The organism is Saccharothrix sp. ALI-22-I (genome assembly GCF_001984175.1).
In the GTDB taxonomy this organism is placed as follows: domain Bacteria; phylum Actinomycetota; class Actinomycetes; order Mycobacteriales; family Pseudonocardiaceae; genus Actinosynnema.
On record NZ_MTQP01000028.1, the window covers coordinates 25,105 to 45,869 of the forward strand.

The 20,765-nt window shown below is 70.1% G+C and carries 12 protein-coding genes and 1 pseudogene; 5 read left to right on the forward strand and 8 right to left on the reverse strand.

Annotation, left to right across the window (positions count from 1 at the left end; translation table 11 throughout):
- Positions 1-4: 4 nt before the first annotated feature.
- Positions 5-763, reverse strand: a complete 759-nt coding sequence (locus ALI22I_RS02045) for an SDR family oxidoreductase (RefSeq protein ID WP_077003869.1) — start codon at positions 761-763, stop codon at positions 5-7.
- A 156-nt stretch (positions 764-919) separates the two neighbouring features.
- Between ALI22I_RS02045 and ALI22I_RS47205 the strand changes: the two genes are divergently transcribed.
- Entirely contained in the window at positions 920-2,668 is a 1,749-nt protein-coding gene (locus tag ALI22I_RS47205) for a ferritin-like domain-containing protein (RefSeq protein WP_083751346.1), read from the forward strand.
- A gap of 3 nt (positions 2,669-2,671) precedes the next feature.
- Here the strand turns inward: ALI22I_RS47205 and ALI22I_RS02065 are convergent, their stop codons facing one another.
- Positions 2,672-3,844, reverse strand: a complete 1,173-nt coding sequence (locus ALI22I_RS02065; RefSeq protein ID WP_083751347.1) for a low temperature requirement protein A — start codon at positions 3,842-3,844, stop codon at positions 2,672-2,674.
- Positions 3,845-4,036: 192 nt separating this feature from the next.
- Here ALI22I_RS02065 and ALI22I_RS02070 point away from each other — a divergent pair, with 192 nt between their 5' ends.
- Both ALI22I_RS02070 and ALI22I_RS02075 read left to right on the forward strand, forming a co-directional pair.
- A complete protein-coding gene (locus ALI22I_RS02070; RefSeq protein WP_077003871.1) occupies positions 4,037-4,990 on the forward strand; it encodes an RNA polymerase sigma-70 factor in 954 nt (317 codons plus the stop codon).
- Between the two features lie 2 nt (positions 4,991-4,992).
- Complete coding sequence (locus ALI22I_RS02075; RefSeq protein WP_077003872.1) at positions 4,993-5,349, forward strand: siderophore-interacting protein; 357 nt, start codon at positions 4,993-4,995, stop codon at positions 5,347-5,349.
- A 42-nt stretch (positions 5,350-5,391) separates the two neighbouring features.
- Here ALI22I_RS02075 and ALI22I_RS02080 read toward each other — a convergent pair whose 3' ends face one another.
- Complete coding sequence (locus tag ALI22I_RS02080) at positions 5,392-6,126, reverse strand: SDR family oxidoreductase (RefSeq protein WP_077003873.1); 735 nt, start codon at positions 6,124-6,126, stop codon at positions 5,392-5,394.
- A gap of 17 nt (positions 6,127-6,143) precedes the next feature.
- Complete coding sequence (locus ALI22I_RS02085; protein WP_077003874.1) at positions 6,144-6,524, reverse strand: cupin domain-containing protein; 381 nt, start codon at positions 6,522-6,524, stop codon at positions 6,144-6,146.
- 206 nt (positions 6,525-6,730) lie between these two features.
- Here ALI22I_RS02085 and ALI22I_RS02090 point away from each other — a divergent pair, with 206 nt between their 5' ends.
- Both ALI22I_RS02090 and ALI22I_RS02095 read left to right on the forward strand, forming a co-directional pair.
- Positions 6,731-6,958, forward strand: coding sequence for a hypothetical protein (locus ALI22I_RS02090; RefSeq protein WP_077003875.1), 228 nt, complete (start codon positions 6,731-6,733; stop codon positions 6,956-6,958).
- Between the two features lie 136 nt (positions 6,959-7,094).
- The gene (locus tag ALI22I_RS02095) at positions 7,095-7,286 is read left to right on the forward strand and encodes a hypothetical protein (protein WP_238598016.1); all 192 of its coding nucleotides are present in this window, start codon (positions 7,095-7,097) and stop codon (positions 7,284-7,286) included.
- Positions 7,287-7,910: 624 nt separating this feature from the next.
- On the opposite strand, the gene ALI22I_RS52795 is transcribed toward ALI22I_RS02095, so the two are convergent.
- From ALI22I_RS52795 to ALI22I_RS02110, 4 genes and pseudogenes are all read right to left on the reverse strand, one after another.
- Complete coding sequence (locus ALI22I_RS52795; protein ID WP_238598017.1) at positions 7,911-8,300, reverse strand: transposase; 390 nt, start codon at positions 8,298-8,300, stop codon at positions 7,911-7,913.
- A 62-nt stretch (positions 8,301-8,362) separates the two neighbouring features.
- A pseudogene (locus ALI22I_RS55280) lies at positions 8,363-8,581 on the reverse strand (transposase); the annotation flags it as partial.
- A 490-nt stretch (positions 8,582-9,071) separates the two neighbouring features.
- Positions 9,072-19,562: a calcium-binding protein gene (locus ALI22I_RS02105; protein ID WP_083751349.1), complete on the reverse strand. Its 10,491-nt coding sequence runs from the start codon at positions 19,560-19,562 to the stop codon at positions 9,072-9,074.
- Between the two features lie 718 nt (positions 19,563-20,280).
- A complete protein-coding gene (locus tag ALI22I_RS02110) occupies positions 20,281-20,763 on the reverse strand; it encodes an integrase core domain-containing protein (RefSeq protein ID WP_143531897.1) in 483 nt (160 codons plus the stop codon).
- Positions 20,764-20,765: the final 2 nt, after the last annotated feature.

The following is a 20,765-nucleotide window of genomic DNA, read 5'->3' on the forward strand; positions in this document are numbered from 1 at the left end:
TCGCCTACTTCGCCGGAGGCGGGTTCAGCGGCAGCCACTCCTCGAACCGGGTGGTCGACAGCCGCGCGTCGGCACCCGGCAGCAGCGTGTCCTTCTCCAGCAGGGCGCCGAAGTACCGTGCGTCCGGATCGGCCACGACCTCGCGCGGGTCGCCCTGGAACGCCAGCCCCTTGCGGATCAGATCGTCGAGGCCGAACTGCTCCGGGCCGGCCACCTCGACGATGCCGTTGAGCGGTGCGCCCACGGCGGTGCGGCCGACCGCGCCGGCCACGTCCTCGCCCGCGATCGGCTGGATCAGGGCGCCGGACAGGCGCACGGTGTTCCCGTCGGTGGCCGCTTGGGCGATGCTCCGCACGAACTCGAAGAACTGGGTCGCGTGCACGATCGAGTACGGCCGTCCCGAGTCCCTGATGAGCTGCTCCTGCGCGATCTTCGCCCGGAAGTACCCGCTCTCGGCGAGCCGCTCGGTGCCCACCACCGACAACGCCACGTGGTGGCCCACGCCCGCCTTCTCCTCGGCGGCGAGCAGGTTGCCAGTGGACGTGCGGAAGAAGTCCATCACGGCCTCGTCGGCGAACGACGGCGAGTTCGAGACGTCGACCACGACCTGAGCGCCCGCCAGCACCTCGTCCAGGCCCTCGCCGGTCAGCGTGTCCACCCCGGAGTCAGGCGACGCGGGAACGGCCTCGTGGCCGTGTTCGCCCAGCTTGCGCACGAGTTTCGAGCCGATCAGGCCGGTACCACCGATGACGACGATCTTCATGACGAGCCTTTCCGTCTGCGGTACCCGGCCAGCCCGGGAACCTCGGTCGACAGCTGAGACCGGACAGCCCTTCCCGTTGTGACAGGCGGCGCGCGTCACAAACCGTCGCGGCGTCTTGTCATAGCTGCCGAAACCGACCTGACGAATCGAGGTGCCATGACGGACACCCGCGGCGCTCACGCGATCGACACCCTGGATGATCTCCGTCGCCACCTCCAGTGGGCGATCGAGCTCGAGCACGCGACCATTCCCCCGTACCTGTGCGCGTTGTACTCATTGGACCCCGGCCTCAATCCCGAGGCCGTGCACGTGGTCGGCAGCGTGCTCGCCGAGGAGATGCTGCACCTGGCACTGGCCGCGAACCTGCTCAACGCGGTGGGAGGCAGGCCCGAGCTCGACACACCCGCGCTCCTGCCGCCGTATCCGCATCCACTGCCCCACGGCGACCGGTCCGTGGAAGTCCACCTGGCGCCGTTCGGTGCCGAAGCCCTCGAGCTGTTCCTGCGTATCGAGCAGCCCGCGTCGGCGGACGCACCGCCCCAGTCCAACGAGTACCGGACGATCGGGCAGTTCTACGCCGCGATCGAGGCCGGCATCCGCGGACTGTGCGACGAGCTCGGCGAAACCGAGGTCTTCCGCGGCGCGCCGGCACGGCAGATCGGCGAGTTCCACCTCAGGGGCGGAGGTGGCCGGACCATCGCCGTCCACGACCTGAAGTCGGCGCTGGCCGCCTTGGCGGAGATCGTCGAGCAGGGCGAGGGGGCCGCGCGCACTGACGTGTGGGACGGCGATCGCGACGTCTTCCACCCCGAGCGTGACGAGGTCGCGCATTACTACCGTTTCCAGGAGCTGCGGCTCGGTCGCCGGTACCACATCGGCGGCACACCGCAGTCCGGGCCGACCGGCGAGGAGATCACGGTCGACTTCGACGGGGTCCTGCCGATGCGGCACAACCCGAGGACCGCCGACTACCCGGAAGACAGCCCCATCCGCATCGCACAGGAGGAGTTCAACCACACCTACAGCACTCTGCTCCACCTGCTTGAGCGGGCCTTCAACGGCAGTCCGTCCCTGATGCGCGTCGCCACGGGCATGATGTACGCCCTGCGGGCACAGGCCCTCGCTCTCATGAAGATGCCCACCGGCGACGGGCACACGACCGCAGGCCCGACCTTCGAGTACGTACCACCCGAGCGGCGACGTTGGAGCACTGGGGATTCCCGGCGAATCACCGTGCTGGAGAACGGCCCCTACCTGGTGCACGGGCAGATTCCCCTGCGGCGCAAGAAGAAGATCCTCTCCGAGGATGGCCAGTCCCTGACCTGGCAGACCCATGAGGACATCCCCACCGAGGAAACGTACGCGCTGTGCCGGTGTGGACGCTCCGGCGCCAAGCCGTTCTGCGACGGCAGCCACGCCCGACCGGGCCCGGGTAGAAAGCCCTTCGACGGCGGTGAAGCTCCGCCCATGCGCCCTTACGCCGAACTCCAGCACGTCCACGACGGCGTGGAGATCTTGGCGCACCGGGTCGGCGAACTCTGCGTCCACGCCGCGTTCTGCATCGGCCGCACCCGACCGATCGCCAAGATGCTGGACGACTCCGGCGACCCCGACGTCCGGTCGCACATTATGGGCCTGATCGACCACTGCCCGTCCGGCTCGTACTCCTACAGCCTCAGCCGGACCACCGAGACCATCGAACCGGACCTCCAACCCGCGATCTCGGTCCTGGAGGAGGAGAACGGCCTCGCCAGTGCTCTCTGGGTCACCGGCCGGCTGTCCGTCGAACGCGCCGACGGGCGGTCCGTCGAGGCCCGCAACCGCATGACGCTGTGCCGGTGCGGCCACTCGTCCAACAAGCCGTTGTGCGACGGGACGCACCGGTCGATCGGGTTCCACGAATGAGCACTACGCCCTCAGCTCCACCTCCCGCCGCTGATGGGACACGACGGTCCACGCGGTGACGACGACGCAGACCGCCGCGATCAGGGCCACGGTGCCGGCCAACCCCACGGCCGGCGCCGCCGGAGGCGCGAGCACGACGGCCACGGCACCGACCAGCGGGCCGGTATGCCGGACGACCGACCGCCGGATGAACGGTGCGTGCACCACCCACATCAGCACCAGGAACCCGGCGACCGGTGCCGCCACCGCGTAACCCGCTGTGACCGGCGGGATTGCGGTGTGGTGTCCGGCTTGCGCCACGGCGACCTCAAGCCCGGCGCCGAGGGCGGCGAGTGCGGCGAATAGCCCGAAATGGCCGTAGCCCCACAGGTACGAACGGTGCCGCAGCGCGGCCAGCGCCTCGCCGCCCGGCTCCAGCGAGTACAGCCACCACAGCGCGTACATCAACACCAGCCCTGATCCCGAGACCGCGGTCAGCGACCACGTCCACCCCTTCCGCACCGCGGCGTCGACACCGGTCGACGCGGCGAGCACGCTCTCGCCGAAAAGGATGATCGTGAACAGGCTGTACCGCTCCGCGATGTGGTGCGGATGCCAGGTCGTCCGTCCCCTCCGCTCCGCCCACGGCGGCACCGCCAGCTCGACCAGCGCGAGCGCGATGAAGGCGGGCAGCAGCCAGTCGCCGGTGAGCACACCGGACTCCACCAGCACCAGCCGCGCCAGCCAGCCGGCCTGCGCGACGGAGATGCCCACCGCGTACCGCAGCGCCGTACGCCTGCTCGCCGGGTCCTCGATCGCCACTCGCACCCACTGCGCGACGAGCGCCATCCGCATAAGAAGGTAGCCCAGCGTCACCGTCCGGAGATCGCCTTCGGTGGCCGCGGGCACCCCGGCGGCGAGGACGAGCACACCGGCCATCTGGAGCATGGTCATCAACCGGTAGACGACGTCGTCGGTGTCGTAGGGCGAGGCGAACCACGTGAAGTTCATCCACGCCCACCAGATCGCGAAGAACACCTGGAGGAAGGGCATCACGCCCGACGACGCGTGACCGGCCTCGATCGTGTGCGCCAACTGGCTGACGGCACTCGCCACCGCTATGACGAACGTCAGGTCGAACAACAACTCCAACCGGCTGGAGACGCGGTTGGGCTCCTCGATCGAGCGTGCGCTCATACGGACACGGATGTCGACGGTCCTCATGCTGTCCTCTGTTCTCTCGGGTCACTCCGTGAGACCGGACAGGCCGCCCGGTTGTGACGAAGATCGGACGCGGGCCGACGGCCGTCCGCGGGATGGAGGGGTACGTTCGGAAACTGCGGGAAGCGGCACGAACGGCTACGGAGGCGACGGTTGACGGATTCCGGTGTGACTCCCGAGCCGGAGGACACGGACGACCTGGAGCAGGCCGCGGCGATCTTCACGAACGTGCGGCCACGTCTGTTCGGGATCGCGTACCGCATGCTCGGCAGCGCCACCGAGGCCGAGGACCTGGTGCAGGACGTCTGGCTGCGGTGGCAGACGTGTGACCGCGCCCAGGTGGTCAACCCGGACGCGTTCCTGGCGACGACCATGACCCGGCTGGCCATCAACGCGCTCCAGTCGGCGCGGGTGCGGCGCGAGACGTACGTGGGGCCGTGGCTGCCCGAACCCGTGGACACCAGCGCGGACCCGTACCTGGGCGCCGAACGGGGCGAGGCGCTGGAGTTCGCGGCGCTGATGCTGATGGAGAAGCTGACACCCAACGAGCGCGCCGCGTACGTGCTGCGGGAGGCCTTCGACTACGCGTACGCGCAGATCGCCGACATCCTCCGGTCGACCGAGCCCGCGGTGCGGCAGCTGGTCAGCCGGGCGCGCAAGCACATGACGGGTGAACGGCGCACCCCGGCGACCGCCGCCGCGCAGCGGGAGCTGCTGACCAGGTTCATCGCGGCCGCCCGCACTGGCGACATGGCCGCGTTGGAACGGCTCTTCGCGGCGGACGTGACCAGCCTCTCCGATGGCAACGGCAGGATGCGCGTCGCCCGCCGGCCGGTCGTGGGCGTGCCGGCCGTGGCCCAGTTCATGGACGCGATCTCCACCTGGTTCTGGGACGACCTCGACGTGCGTTGGGTGAGCGCGAACGGGCAGACCTCCGCCGTGCTGCGGCGCAACGGCGCCGAGTTCGGCGTGCTCACGGTCAGCGCCACGACCGAGGGCATCGACCAGGTGCTGTGGCTGCTCAACCCCGAGAAGATCACGGCGGTGTCCACCGCGTTCCAGTCACCCATGTCGAAGATCGCCGTGGTGCCCGGTCGCGGTCGGCGACTGCGGAAGGGTTGAGCGTGCTCGACGACGTCGTGCGCGGGTTCGCCGAGGCGTGCCGGCTGGGCGACGTCGCCGCGGTCCGGGCCGCACTAGACCCCGATGCCGTCGCCGTGTGCGACGGCATCGGGCGGGTGCCCGCCGCGACGGGTGCCATCCACGGCGAGGAGGACGTCTCCCGGCTGGTCACGGCCCTGCTGTGCGGGCGTCCGGACACCGAGTTGACCGTCGAGTCGGTCAACGGCCGCGCCGGGCTGGCACTGCGCCGCGCGGGCCGTGCCATCGCGGTGGTCGGCGTGCGACAGGCCGGTGCCAGGGTCACCGGCCTGTGGATCGTGCTCAACCCGGCCAAGCTGGGTGGCTGGCACCGCCGTTGACGCCCGGCCCGCACGACATCCGCCGTGCGGGCCCCGGCCCCATCAGCGTACGAGCCAGTCCCGATAGGCGGTCCCCGCGATGACGGCCCCGTCCTCGGCGGTGAGGACGTCGCCCTGGACGGCGGCGAACATGCCGGCGCTGTCGTCGGTGATGACGGTGCGCTGGTCACCGCGGGCGGCGAGGGTGATCCGGCCCAACTCGTCGAGCGGGAAGACCTCAGGACCCGCGACCTCGCGGATGCCCCGCAGCGGGGCGCCCACGCTGACGTCGGCCACCGCCTGGGCGACATCGGCCGCGGCGATGGGCTGGACGGGCGTGGTGGGCAGGCGGACGGTGTTCTCGTCGGCGGTCCAGGACAGCATCGCGTCGACGAACTCGAAGAACTGCGTGGCGCGGACGATCGAGTACGGCACGGGGCCGGCCTTGAGGATGTCCTCCTGGAGCACCTTGGCGCGGTAGTACACCAGGTCCGGAACCCGGTCGACGCCCACGATCGAGAGGATGACCGCGTGGCCGACGCCGGCGGCACCGGCGGCGGCCAGCAGGTTGTCCATGGTCTTCTGGAAGAAGGCGGGCGAGGCGTCGTCGAAGGTCGGCGAGTTCGTCAGGTTGACGACGACGTCGGCCCCTTCCAGCGCCTCGGGCAGACCCTGCCCGCTGAGCAGGTCCAGGCCGGTGGACGTCGAGTGCGGCACCGCCTCGTGCCCGCTCGCGTTCAGGATCTCGACCACGCGCGATCCGATGAGCCCGGTCCCGCCGATGACAGCGATCTTCATTTCCTCGACCTTCCTGGTCAGTTCGTGCGCGGGGCGCGGCGGTTCTCGCGCTGGGCGAGTTCTTCGGAGTCCACGAGGTCGATCATGGGCTTGCCCGGTTCGCAGAGCATGGTGACGGTGAAGCGCACCGGGATGTCGTCGCGGTTGTTGCCGTCCTGGTAGTGGATGACATCGCCACCCGGCTCCCAGAATGCCTCGCCGGCCCGCACGACACGCGCCGGCTCACCTTCGAGTTCGAACACCATCTCGCCCTCCAGCACGTAGCCGAAGGCCGGTCCGGGGTGCCGGTGCGGCAGGGTGCCGGGGTCGCCGGGCGGGTACTCGACGACGACGGTCATCGCGTGCGCACCCGGCGGGATGAAGGGCGGCTTCGCCTCCTGTACCACGGTGAAGGACATGGGAAGGCCTCCTTGAGGGATGGGATGGAATCCGCCAGCTAAGACCGGACACCCCCCACGGGTTGTGACACGAGAAATTTCGCGCGGGCTTGTCACAGGTCGTGGGCCTGTCCTGTCTCAGTTGACGCCGGGACCGCGACGGGTGGCCCCGGCGGACAGGAGGTCGTCGTGAAGATCGTCGTGACCAGGGTCGCAAGGGGGCACGAGTGAGCACCCCGACCGGCGACAACGCCTTCCTGCACGACCTGGAGCTCACCGTCAGGGCAGAGCTCGCCGAGACCGAGGCCGGCCGGTCGGAAGAGGAAGCCGTCGGCGTGCCGGTAGAGGAGTGGCTGTCCGATCCGACGGAGGTCCAGCGCTACGAAGTCGGCCTCCGCGGCCTTCTCGACGCGGTCGAAGCTGTGGAAGAGGGCTCCCAACCCCGCGACCAGTGACTCAGCCGGGTTCCCGTCGTGGGCCAGCCCGTCAGGGGTGGCATGTTCCCGGACCTGTGGGGTGCCTGAACTCCGCAATGGGTCGCCGACCTGCGGCGATCGCACACTACCGAGCACAGGAGCATGATCGTCAGGCGTGGCGTTACGACTGCTGTACCTGATCTTCGTCCGGCTCGTCGGATGGTTGGTTCTGCTCGGCCGTTTCTCCGCGGCCAAGGATGTCGAACTGCTGGTGCTGCGGCACGAGGTCGCCGTACTGCGTCGCACCAGTCCACGTCCGCGCATGGACTGGGCCGACCGCGCGGTGCTCGTCGCACTGGTGCGCTGACTCCCTCGTCTGCTGCGCGGACACCGGTTGGTGACACGGGGCACCGTCCCTGCGAGGGCATCGGCGCCTGGTTGTGAGGAGGTGGACCCCTCGTGTTTCGCGGTTCTGGTTGGTTAGGTTCCGGCAGCGGCCCAGGCTGCGAGGACGGCCTGGGTTTGTTCGGGTGTGGCCGGCTCAGTGCATGGGCCGCGAAATCTTGCGGCGATGATGACGCGCCGGAGCTTGATGACCATGTCGTCGTAGGACGGTTCGGTCTTCGTGGTGTACCAGCGAGCCCGGGCGCGGTGTTCGGCGGCGTCTTCGGGGCATGTCCGTGCAGGGCGTACCAGACGGTGACCACGCTCAGACAGGTCAGCCCGAAGGGCACGGTGCGCTCAACGGCGCGGCGTAGCCGGTTGCGGGCCTCGCCGACGCCGATGACCTGGCGGGCGTCGGCGAATGCCTGCTCGATGCCCCACCGGGACGCGTAACGGGCCACCGGATCTTCGGGAGTGGATTCGAGATCGGTGGTGACCACCGGAAGTCCGTAGCCGCGATCGTCGCGGTCGGTGGTGCGTGGCTTGTCGTCACGAACCAGGACAACGCGCACGGTGCGGGTGTGAAACGTCCCGTACCACAGGCAGATCACCTCGGCGATGCGCACGGTATCGGTGCGTCCGTAGCGGCGGACTCGCGTGGTGCGCCACGTCGCGGTGGTCGCGAGATCGGTTGGGTGCCCAGCCGGACGCCTTTGGTCCGTGGCCGTCCCAGCTTGCCGTTGTGGGGTGGGGCGAGTGCATACAGCACCGAGCTGACCTTCAGCCGGGACGTCCAGGTGATCTGCGTGGCCAGGCCACGCAGGTGCTCACCGACATAGGCGGCGTCGCCGACGACATGCACGGTGCGGTCGGGGTGGCGGGTGGCGATGAGTTCGGCCATTTCCCGTGCGTAGGCGAGCTTTCCGGTGCGGCGGGGCTGCCATGATCGGGCCAACACCGGTAGGCGGACCGGTCGGGACAGGAACGGAAGTTGCACGATGATTCCGGCGACGACCCGGCAGTTGCCGAACCCGATCGGCTTGGGCCTTTCGCGGCGCCGTCGTGGTGCCAGGCCACGCCGAACACTCTCTTACCCGAGCGCTTGACGAGGGTGTCATCGACCGCGATGGTGATCGGCGCACCGGTGGGCAGCAGCCGGGCGACGATCAGATCGGCCAGGGCCAACCCGACTTGGTCGACACTCCAGCGGGCAGCGGCGAAGAACCGGTGCGCCCGGCTGTGGTGCCAGAGGCGTTCCAGTCCGGCGCCCAGCAGCATCCCCGCAGATGGTTCGTCGGCGGGTCTGGGCGATCAAGCCGAGGACCAGACTCCGGAAGGTGCTGAATGTCGGTGTGGTGAAACAGGACCGGAAGACCGCCAGCAGGTCGGCCAGCGAGCCCGGTATGGTGCCATCGGGAAGCATCGACGGATCACTCTCACGAGGGTGGTGCAGACACCGTCGATGCTTCCGTCGTTACACCCCAAGATCCACAAACCCCAACCATCGGCGTGTCGCAGAGCGATCACCGTCAAGATCGTCAAAAAGTGCGAAACACGAGGGGTCAGAACTCCGCGTTGGGCCGCTGATCTGAGGTGATCGCGTACCCGTCCTGTTCGATACCGCGAGCTGGACCGTGTGTGGGGCCGGCGCCTCGCTCGTAAGTTGGCGCGGTTGCCGTGACCCCGGTGCTTCCACGACCGGCGCACGGTTCGGGTGGCGAAAGGTGCCGGTCGCCTCACCGCAGTGGGGCGACCGGCGATCAAGCGGTCAGTCGGTGCAGGACACGGGGTTGTCGAAGTGGCCCGGTGTGGTCGGGTAGGCCTGACCGGTGCCGTGGCCGTTGTTGTCCGACGGGTACACCAGGGCCAGTTCGCGGAACGCGGACGTGCCCGACGTGGTCGCGTCGGAGGCCACCTGGCCCGCGCCGGTGCCCCAGGCCAGCTTCTGGAGGAAGTCCTGGATGCCCGGGCTGCGCTGGCGGATGTCGTTGTACCCGCCGTAGGCCGCGTTGCAGTGCGTGTACAGGTTGTACGCGCCCGACCAGTCGATCAGGCGGTCACCGGGGTTGGGGCCGTTGCCCGCCACGTCGCCCTGCACGACGTCGCGGTCCCAGCCGCCGTAGATCCAGTCGGTGCCCTGGTGGTGCTGGTTGTCCGCCTGGGTCGCCGGGTCGGCCGTGTCGTTGGTCTTGTTCGTCATCTCGAACCACCGGCACGGGTCGACGGAACCGCTGCCCAGCGACTCGGGCCAGGCACCGGCCGCGCAGCCGCCGGAGTAAGTGCCGCGCGGGTTGAAGTCGATCACGTCCGACCCGAGGGCACCGGCCTGCGACGCCGCCGAGGTGCCGCCGACACCGCCGAAGACGTGGTCGACGTACCGGTCGTCGTCACCACGCGCGTCCGGGTTGAACACGCCGTTGGTGAGGCAGTCCGGGGTGGGCGCGGTCGGGTCGCAGCCCTTGCCGCCCCACAGCGCGTCCGCGCCGTCGCCGCCGAACACCTGGTCGCCGCCGCTGTCGCCGTTGGCCATGTCGTCGCCGAACCCGGCGTGGATGTTGTCGCTGCCGTTGCCGCCGCGGATGCGGTCGTCACCGCCCTCGGCGATACCGTCGTGCGGCATGGCCTGGGAGGTCGAGCCACCGATGAATGCGTCACCGTCCACGTCGTGCAGCAGGTCCACCCGCCGGTCATAGGCACCCGCCCGGAACCCGGTGTAGGACTCCTGCGGCACCGAGTTGAGCTGGACGGTGAACCCTCGCGCCGCCACGTCGTCGGGGTTGAGGCGCTCGTCCACGACGCCGCCGCGGTCGCCGAGCATGGCGTCCTCGCCGTCGTTGCCGAACATCGTGTCGTCGCCCAGCTCGCCGAACATGTCGTCGTCACCGGTGGAGCCGGTCATGGTGTCGTTGCCGTCCTGGCCCCACATCCCGTCGTTGCCGTCGTCACCGAACATGGTGTCGTCGCCGAACGCGCCCACGGGTTCACACGTGGCCTGCGCGGTGGTGCAGAAGCGCGTGGCCGGTCCCGGCAGGTCCGGGTCGTGCGTGCGGGACACGGTCGCGTTGTCCGGCACCAGGCCGGTGGCGTACCGCTGGGCGTAGACCTTCTCCTTCATCGACCCCGGCTGGCCCTCCACGGTCCGCACGAGCGAGCCGTTGTCGCCGAGCTGGACGTCGTCGGCACCGTTGCCCTCGAAGACGTCGCCGCCGTCGCGGAACCCGGCCGCCGCGCTGCCGCCGATCATGTCGTCCTGACCGTGTGACGGGTCGGCGCCCTCCAGGTCGACCGGACCGCTCGCGGCGCCGGGCCAACCCGGGTCGGGCAGCGGCACGACGGTCGTCTCGGTGGAGGCCTCGCCGAGCCCGAGGTCACCGCGCAGCACGTCCACGCCGCCGTTGCCCTCCAGGTAGTCGGCCTGGCCGCCGCCGGACAGGAAGTCGCCGCCGTCCTGACCCCACAGCACGTCCACGCCCGAGCCGCCGGACATCCGGTCGTCGCCGAACCGGTCGGCCGGGGGCGCGTTGAGCACGCCGCCGTTGTCGAGGTCGTGCTCGACGACGATCCGCCCGGTGATCGGATTGCCGCCCGAGGTGGCCAGCCGCTTCGTCGCCCGGGTCGGGGTCTCGCCGGCTGCGGGCCGCTGCACGGTGCCGTTGTCGCCGATGCCGACGTCGTCGCCGTTGCCGCCGAAGACCGCATCGGCCGCGTCGGGCTGCCCGGACGTCCCGGTCAGCGGCGTGCTGCTGCCACCGACGAGGTCATCGTTGCCGTCGTTGCCCTCGATCCAGTCCACACCCTGGTCGCCCTCGACGTAGTCGTCGGCCGCGTTGCCCTTCAGGCGGTCGGGACCGCCTTGACCGAGCAGCACGTCGGCGGCGTCGTCGCCCCACACCTCGTCCGCGCCGGACGAGTCGGCGTGCGGGGACAGGCCCAGGTCGAGCGGCACGATCCCGCGCGGGGTCATGCCGCGTTCCTGCGTGAGCCTGCTCGGCGTCCCGGTCCGCAGCAGCGAGCCGTTGTCGCCGATGGCGACGTCCTGGCCGTTGTCGCCGTGGACCGAGTCGCCGACGTCGGGCTGCCCGACACCGGCGGCCTCCTCGGTGGAGCTGCCGCCGACCAGGTCGTCCTGGCCCTCGTTGCCCGAGATGGTGTCGTGGCCGGGGCCGCCCTCGGCGTAGTCGTCGCCGTCGTCACCGGTGACGGTGTCCGCGCCGCCCTGGGCGGTCAGCACGTCCTGCTCGCCGCCGCCGCTGATCACGTCGTCACCGGACGTGCCCGCGGTGGGGGAGTAGCCGAGGTCGAGCAGGGTGATCCGATGCGACTTCGTGAACTGCCGGCCCAGCGTCACCGGGGAGGCGTCGCCGAGGGACAGCACCGCGTTGTCGCCTGCCACGACGTCGGGACCGGCGTCGCCGAACAGCTTGTCGCCGGTGTCCGGCCGGCCGACCTGGTGCCCGTCCACAGTGGACGCAACCTCGGCACCACCGCCGACCACCCGGTCCTCGCCGCCGTCGCCGTGCACGACGTCGTCGGCGTTGTTGCCCTCCAGGTAGTCGTCGCTCTGGCCACCGGACAGCTCGTCGTGCGCGAGACCGCCGAACGCCCGGTCGTCCGCGTCGCCGCCGAACCCGAAGTCCGGACCACCGGCCGCTGCGTTCGCGCCGTCCAGGTCGAACGGTCCACCGGTGCCCGCGGCGGCGGAACCGTCGCCGTTGTCACCGATCACCAGGTCGGTGCCCGAGTCGCCGTACAGGGTGTCGCCGACGTCCGGCTCACCGGCCTTGCGCGTGCCGCCGATCACCAGGTCGGCGTCCGCGCCGCCGAACGCGGTGTCCGCGCCGTTGTTGCCCTCGACCACGTCGTCGTTCGCGCCGCCGTAGAGGGTGTCGTTGTCGTTGTTGCCGTACACCGAGTCCTTGCCCGCGTCGCCGTAGGCCAGGTCGGCGCCGCCACCGCCGTAGAGCGTGTCGTCGTCGTTGCCGCCGGCGATCACGTCGTCGCCGAGCTGACCGCACGCGCGGTCCGCCGCGGCCCTGAGGTCCACGTTGTCCGCCGCGCCACCGGCCGCGACCACCTCGACCCCGGTGCCACCGGTGATCAGGTCGCGCCCGTCGGCGGCGTCCGCGGGCTCGGCGGGCGCCTTCGACGCCGGGTCACCGGGCGGCGTGCACGGGTTGGCGTGCTTGTCGCCGAAGATCTCGGCGCCGCCGTCGCCACCGATGACGTGGTCGTTGCCGTAACCGCCGACCAGCAGCTTGGCAGAGGGTGAGGTGCCCGCCGGAAGCGGCCGGTGGCCGACCGAGCGGACCGGGCCGAAGTCGCCGGAACCGGTCTGGCCGCCGACGTCGGACGGCTCGGCGATCACGTAGTCGTCACCGGGGCCGCCGTACACCTTGTCCGCGCCGAACCCGCCGGTCAGGACGTCGTTGTTGCCGCCGCCGCGGATGTCGTCCACCTGGTCGCCCTTCGAGCGGCCGGTGACCATGTCCACGCCCTGGCTGCCGTACACGGTGTCGGAGCCGGTACCCGTGTCCACGGTGTTGGTCGCGTCCACGGTCTCGCCGTTCACGACCGCCTTGTCCGGCCAACCCGGCTCGTCCACCCCGGTCTCGTCGGCGGGGTCGCCGGCGCGGAAGGACGTGTAGACCGAGTCGGGGCCGGAGCCGCCGGAGATCCGGTCGCTGCCGTGCCCGCCGACCAGGACGTTGTGCTGCGCCACGTACTCGGCCTTGCCCGGGTTGTTCTCCGCCAGCGGGCTGTCGGAGCCGATGCCGATGGTGTCGTCGCCGTCACCGCCGTCGATCGTGTTGGCGCCCAGGCCCGCGGCGATGCGGTCGTTGCCCGTGCCGCCGGTGACGGTGTCGCCCGCGCCGCCCACGGTGATGGCGTCGTCGCCCTCGCCGCCGTCCACGGTCGCGGTGCCCTTGCCGCCGAACGCCGCCGCGAGGTCACCGGCGGTGATCTGGTCGTTACCCGGACCGCCCTCGACGGTGGACGGGCCGATGCCGGTCTTGACCGAGTCGTCGCCCTTGCCGCCGGTCACGTCGACCGCCTTGTCGAACGGCTTGGCCTCGGACGCCTCGTCCTCGCCCGCGCCGCTCTTGTCACCGTCGCCCTGGAAGACGAACACCCGCTTGCCGGTGTCGTTGGTGGCGTCGGCGGACACCTTGGCCAGGTTCTTGTCGCGGTGCTCCTCGCGGAACCCGAGGGCGCTCACGGCGAAGCCCTCGAAACCGCCGTCCTCGTTCACCAGCTGGGTGACGGTCCACTTCTCCTCGTTGTCGCGCGCGGTCCACGCCGAGTCGCCGCGCGCCCCGGTGTGCCCGTCGCCGACGTGCAGCACGAGCGTCGTGCCGTCCGCGTGCGCCAACACCGGTGGTGGTGGCTCGCAGTTGGCTTTCACCGAGAAGTCGAGCAGGGTGATGTCGGCCAGCGTGAAGTCGAACGACACGCTGAACGGCGAGAACCCGATGGTGATGTAGACCTTCAGGAACAGGCTGAGCCTGCCGTCCATGTTGAACAGGCACATCGGGTTCTTCAGCGCCACCTTGCTGAACTCGAAGAACCGGAACTTGCCGTCGTTGTTCGGGTCCGCCCAGGACAGGTTGATGGTCAGCGCCACACCGCCCTTGATGCCGACCTCGATGAGCACCACGCTCACCGCGGCGCCCGCGGCCAGCTCGCCGCGGAAGGTCACCACGGGCAGCGGCTTGCCGTCGTCGTCGGTGGTCTCCAGGTAGATGCTGTCGAGGATGTCGGCGACGTTCTCGTGCTCGATCGCCTTGCGGATGCCGTAGGTGTCGAAGCCCGCCCGGAACCGCGCCTCGACCGAGGCGCTGCCGGAGATGGACACCAGGACCGGCGGCGGGGCGTACACCGGACCGAAGGACTGGCTGTAGGAGAACGCCAGCCGCAGCGGGCCGGAGTCGAACTTGACCAGGTCCACGTCCTGGCCCATGAGCAGGCCGAACAGCTGGGCCGGGTTTTCGAGGATCGGGAAGCTGAAGCCCGCCGCGTCGCCGGCCTTGCCCTCGGACACGATCTCCTGGCCGTTCTGCGCGTCGATCGCGGCGCGCAGGTCGGTCGGCTCGGGGTCGATCGAGTCCTCGTCGATGAGGCGCGCGGCGGTGTCGGGGGAGTTCTCCGTCTCCAGCGCGGCCTTGCCGAGCACGTTGAAGCTGCCGATCTCGATGGCCCCGCCGTCGTCGGTGATCTGGCTGACCAACTGGAGCGTGCGCAGGACCTTGTCCACGAACTCCAGGTCCGGCCCGCCCGCGATGGTGCTGAACGACTTGGCGATGGTGACCAGGTTGACGTCACCGCCGCCGACCGCACGGGACAGGTCGGACAGCACCGGGATCGGCGCGTACAGCTGGTCGAGGATCGGCTGGATCGGCTTGGTGAACAGCGCGACCTTGTCCACGATCGGCTTGAGCACCTCGCCGAGGAACTTCCCGGCGTTCAGCATCACGTGGTTGAACGCGATCTCCGGTGTGCCGTCACCGGGTTTCTGCCCGAGGCTCCACTCCCACTTCAGGTGGAACGAGCCGGAGATGCCCGGCAGCGGACCGGCGGTGACCTCGAAGTCCCAGTCGATGCCGACCTTGGCCGACAGCGACACGTCCGCGACCTGGTCCACGTCGGCGAGGTCGGCCAACGCGATGCGGGCGTCGTTGTCGACCGCGCAGCCGGTGAAGCAGGCGTCCTGGCCCTTCTTGTGCAGGTCCACGTAGAACGTGCCCGCGAACAGGTCGGTCGCACCGCCCTCGGTCGGCTTGAGGCCGACCTCCAGGAAGGCCAGCTGCGCCTTCATGTTGTCGGGGAGCTTGAAGCCGAGCTTCAGGCCAAGCTCCGGGCGGTCGATGTCCTGCGTGGCCACGTAGAAGCCGGTGCTCTTGTCGACGCCGACCTTGACGTGCAGCCGGTAGGACAGTCCCGCCGTGACGCCCTTGCGCTTGGCCGGGTCCGCGGCCTCGCGCAGCGACAGGCCGGGGATGCCCAGGTCCAACGGGCGGTTCAGGCTCAGCTCGTTCGTGGCGCAGGTGTCGCTCGGGTCGACCTTGCCGTCGCACAGGTCGAAGCTGAACGTGGCCCCGGTGATGTCCTGCAACGCCGCCGAGTCCGGGCAGTCCGACAGCTTCGGGTTGGTGTCCTTCGGCACGTAGACCGCGCCGAGGGCGGCGCCGTCGTCCGGGTACGCCACGGTGTCCGCGCCGAGGCCCTCGACGAGCACCTTCCACTCGTTGTCGTCGGGATCGTCGGGGTGGGTCTTGCGGATGATCTTGTAGCTGGTGGCGTAAGCCGACTTCGTCCAGCCGAGCTGGTTGAAGTTGTCGCCGTCGAGGGCGGCGTTGCCGTCGGCCACCTCGACGATCGCGGGCGGTGCGTCCTTGCCCTGCGCCGAGGCCACGATGCCGTAGACGTACTTGGTCGTGCCCTTGGCGCCCTGGGCCGCCGCGGTCGGCGACGTCGCGGGCTGGAGCGTGGCTTCACAGGCGAAGCCGACGGTGACGGCGCTGCCAACGGCGGGCTTGAGGTGGTTGTTGACCCAGTCGGTCAGCTCGCCGGTGTTGTTCACCCGACCGCCGCCGGGCATCTGCGCCATCGCCTGCTGGATCTTGGCGCGCAGCTGGCCGAACCTGTCGGCTCCCTGCTGGAGGTCGTCGCCGACCAGCGGTAGCTTGCCGTCGAACGCGGCGGTGCGCAGCGCCCGCTCGATCATCGCCAGGTACTTCTCGATGCCGTCGCCGAACTGGGAGAAGTCCAGCAGCGCGTCGAGGATCTTCTGGCCGATGTCGGACGGCATCTCGAACCGCTTGACGCCGCCCGGCAGGTCGGGGCTGAACGAGAACGCCTGACCGAGGTCCGACACCTCGCGCGGCAGGCGCACGACGAACGAGTCGTCCGGCGCGGCGAGCTTGGACCAGTTGGCGTTGTCGGAGCTGACGAACACCGGCATGACCGCGCACAGCGCCAGGTCCGTGCCGGCCACCGGGTCGCCGGGGCACGTCACGGGCTGGTTGTCGCCGTTGAGCGAGAGCGAGACGTTCTTGACGAAGTCGGACAGCGGGACCGGGGCGGTGCCGCCGGGGCCGTAGCCGAGGTGGGCGTTGTAGTGCGCGTTCACCACGGCCCGCTCGGCCCCGCCGGGGTTGCCCAGCGCGATGGACAGCGGACCGATCGACGACTTCACCACACCGGTGACGCCGCCGTGCGCCGTGATGTCCACGGTGGACGTCGGCAGCACCTTGAGCGCGGCGGCGTCCGCCGGGCCCTCGCCCGCCGCGAGCGGCAGCACGAACCCGACCTTGGTGGACCCGGTCAGGGCGAGGTTCGCGGTGGCCTCGCCCTCGGCGGCGACCAGCGAGCGCCCGGTGCCCTTCTCGTCGGTGAAGGAGAACCGGACCGGCTGAGCGGTGGCGACCCTGCGGTTCATGTCGACGTTGAGCACGATGGACGGCTTGCCGTCGACCTCCTTGTAGGCGAAGGAGATCCCGCTGCCGTCGGGCAGCGCGTCGTTGAGCGTGGCCACCATGTCCTGGAGGTAGTCCGGCGGCGCGGCGGTGAGCTTGTCGACCGCGTCCTCCAGCGGGCTGCGGAACGCGTACGCCGTACCCTTCGCGGGCGCCTGCGCCCACGGCTCGGTCAGCAGCAGCCGCTTTTCGTTCGGGTCGGCGAGTTCCACGATGACGACCTGCGTGCCGACCAGCACGGCGCGGCGCTCGTGGTCGTCGCCGAACGCGGTGTCCCCGGTCCGGTTGCCGTCCTTGATGTAGCCGAACGTCCGACCGTTGATGTCGACGTTGCCGTACTCGACGCTCGGGCCGGAACCGGCGTCGGCGCTGCCGAGCAGGTCGCTCAGCGACTTGCCGACCACGGGCAGCGGGGTGGTGAGCGCGGACTTCACCTCGCCGTCGCCGTCCACGGTCTTCAGCGAGGCGTTGAGCACCTGGAGCGCCTTGAGGATCTGGCCGAACATGGCGCGCGGGTTGTCCGGGTCGAAGTCGAACGCCTTGGCCTTGTCCAGCGCGTCGAGCCCGGTGAACTGCACGTTCGACGGGTCGGTGATGTCGGGCATGGTCGCGCCCACGCTCACCGGTCCGCCGAAGAAGTCGGTGATGCCCGGGACGTCGAGCTTCACCGTCGCGGTGGCCTTCGCGCCGACCGAGACGGTGAGCAGGTCCTCGGGCTCCTTGGCCGGCGTGCCCAGGTCGTCGACGACCTTCGCGAACACCTGCGACAGCGGCAGGTCCCCGTCGGCGTCACCGACCTTCTTGAGCCCCACGGACAGCATGTTCGCCGAGCCGTCCTTCTTGGACATCGTCAGGTCGCCGGACAGGTGGACCTTCAGGTAGCCCACGCTGCCGTTGACGTCCACCTTCGTGTCCACCGGCGCGTCGGCCTTCACCAGGTCGCCGCCGGTGCGCAGCAGGAACCGGTCGGGCGTGCGGGGCAGGCTCGTCACGAGGGTCGTGGTGCCGTCGGGGTTCTTGTCCGCGAACGGGCAGCCGGTGGCGGCGGCGTCGGGGTCCAGCGGCTTGCAGGCGTCACCGGTGATCGGGTCGCGCAGGTCGAGCACGAGCGTCGCGGTGGCGACGTAGCCCGGCTTGACGGTCGCGGTCGCGTTGAGGGCGTTGGCGTCGCGCAAGCCCTTCGACACGAACGTGTCGCCGAACGTGACCTGGCCGGTCATCGGGTCGGGCGAGTTCACCTTGTAGGCGGCGCCGGAGGCGGGGACGCCGCCGCTCCAGGGCTCCTCCAACGTGATCACGTCGGCGGTGTTCTCTTTCACCACGCCCTGGGAGGTGCCCGCGGACACCAGGCGGCCCTTGAAGGCGTTGGGCTCCCACGGCGTGGTCTTGTCGGTGTGCGTCAGCTTCGTGGCCTCGTATTCGACGTCCTCGCCCTGGCCCGAGGTCAGCTCGGCGACCACGTCCAGCGCGGTGCCGGTGTTCGGCGCGTTCTGCGTCATCGTCAGCGTGAACGCGAGCTTCTTGCTGGTGTTGTCGAAATCCACGCCGGACACGGCGATCGGGCCGGTGTTGAGCTTGCCGAACATCTCCTGCACGGAGCTGAACTTCGGCAGGCCCGCCTTGGCCGGGTCGTCGCCCTTGTCGGGGTTGTGCACGTTGTCGTCCACGAACTTCGCCAGCACGGAGCCCGCCTTCACGGCGTCGGCCAGCGTGCCGCGCATGAACGGCAGGTTCACGTTGCCCAGCGGCTTGGCCGGGTCGCCCCACTGGGCGCGCTGCACGGCCTCGATTGAGTTGACCAGGTGGCTCAGCCCTTCGACGAGGTCGCGCGGGGTGAGCGTGGTGAACCGGGTGAGCTGCTGGAGGTCGGTCGCGTCGACGTCGACCGCGGGCGAGCCGGTGGCGATGTCCGGCCACTGCACCTTCACCTTGCCGGTGATGCCGCCGACGGCGGTCCCGGCCAGCGGTTGCGCGGTGAAGGTCAGCTCGGCGTCCACCTCGCCGGCGGGGGAGGCGAGCCCGATGTGGAACAGCCCGGCCGCCGCGCCGGACGCGGCCAGTTCGGCCGTGCCTGCGCCCGAACCGGGCGGGGTGACGGCGAGCCGGCCGTCACCGTCGGGGTCGTCGGCGGTCGCGGCGATGTTCGCCTCGACGGTGACGTGCGAGCCCGCCTTGTCCAGGTTCACGCCGAGGATGCCGAAGCCCGCGGTCGGGCTCGCGCCCTGGTCCAGCTCCGCCTTGACACCCACCGTCATCCTCGGCGAGGCGTCGTCCTTGACCAGGTAGAACCAGTCCTTGGCGGAGTCGTAGGCGAAGCGCAGGGTGGCGTCGAGGGTGAGGGTGGCGTCGACCGCGCCGGAGGTGGTGAACGTGATCGCGGGCGAGGAGCTCGCAACGCTCACCGGCTGCTGGTCGGCGACCTTCGTGACGTGCAGGGTCGCGTCGACCCGCTGCACGCTGCCGTTCTGGCTGGTCTGCACGGTGAGGGTGCCCGGCCGGTCGCCGCCGAGGGGGTAGGTGCCGGCGAGGTCGGCGAAGGAGTTCTTGTCCTTCAACGGATCTCGTACCGTCGTGGCGATGAGGTCCTGGAAGCCCAGTGCCGAGCCGGGGCTGACACCGAGCAGCGGCACGGCCTCGCCGAGCCTGCCCACCGTGCCCAACGACCTGCTGAAGTCGGCGAACGAGCCCAGCCCCGCGACGATCTTCTGCACGTCGGGGTCCTGGGCGCTCGCGGGCGGCGTGACCACCACGAGCCCGACCAGGGCCAGCGCCAGGCTGGTGAACACGGCGGTGATCCGCCGACCTGTACGCGCGCAGCGTCGGATTGAAGGGTACGACCCCATGACCAGACCGCCTCTCGACGGCGGATGGCCCCCGATGCCATGCGCCGGAACGGGTGTGATGTCCGTGGAGCACGGCCCGGCCCGCAGGGGGTCGCACCGACAACGGGAGAGTCGACGCCGTTGCGGCCCGCGTTACGTCCCTGTGAAGCCGGGTTGGCGCTTTCACCCGAAAAGACGATTTGATCTGGTCTGCCGGTGTAGGGCCTGTTCGGGGACCAGTTCACATGCGGACATCCCCCTCTTGGGGCACCCGGACCCTGCTTGCGGTGCTCGACGCGGGCGCTGGCCCGCACCCGCACCACCGGGGGAGATGGACGCGGTCATCCCGCAGTGGTCGTGGTGGTCGAAGCGGTCGGTGAACTCCGTCCGTGACTCGACCACGCCGAACCGGCACGAGCACCACGGGTGTCAGGGCACCGCCGACCGGGTGTGCACACCCGGTCGTGCACCACTGCCGGGTTCGACGCGCTGAGCCGGTCCGGGGGACGGACACTGTCACCAGCCCCGGGACGATCCGACGTGAGGAACCGCGCCGTGAGGTTCACGACATCGTTCACCCGGCTCGTCGGTTGTGACGTGCCCGTCCAGCAGGCGCCGATCGGTTTCGCCGCTGCCGTCCCCTGTGGGGTGCCAGAAGTCGGCCACGTGGTCTGACCTGCGGTTAGGCGGCGGTGGGTTCGTACTCGTTGATTAGGCCGTCGAGGACTGGTCGGCGTCGTATCGACGTGTGGGCTGGCTGTGGGACCGGATGATCCGGTCGCGGTGGTGCGAGCTGTAGCGCCCGGTGGGGTCGGCGGTGGTTGTAGTGCGTCACATAGCGGTCGAGTACCGCCCGAAGGTGGTGTTCGTTGATGATGAGCAGGCGGTCGGTGGCTTCGCGTCTGACGGTTCCGACGAACCGCTCGGCGTAGCAGTTGGCTCGCGGACACCGTGGTGGGATCTTCACGATCTGGATGTCGGTGTCGGCGAGGACGGCGTCGAAGGATGCGGTGAACTGGCCGGCCCGGTCGCGGATGGGGAACCGGAAGTCGCCTGCCCGGTCGCCGGGGTCCGTGAGCGGGTTGCGGGCTTGTTGGGTGGTCCATGCTGCGTCGGGGTTGGTGGTGGTGCCGAGGATGTGGACGTAGCGGGTGGCGACCTCCATCA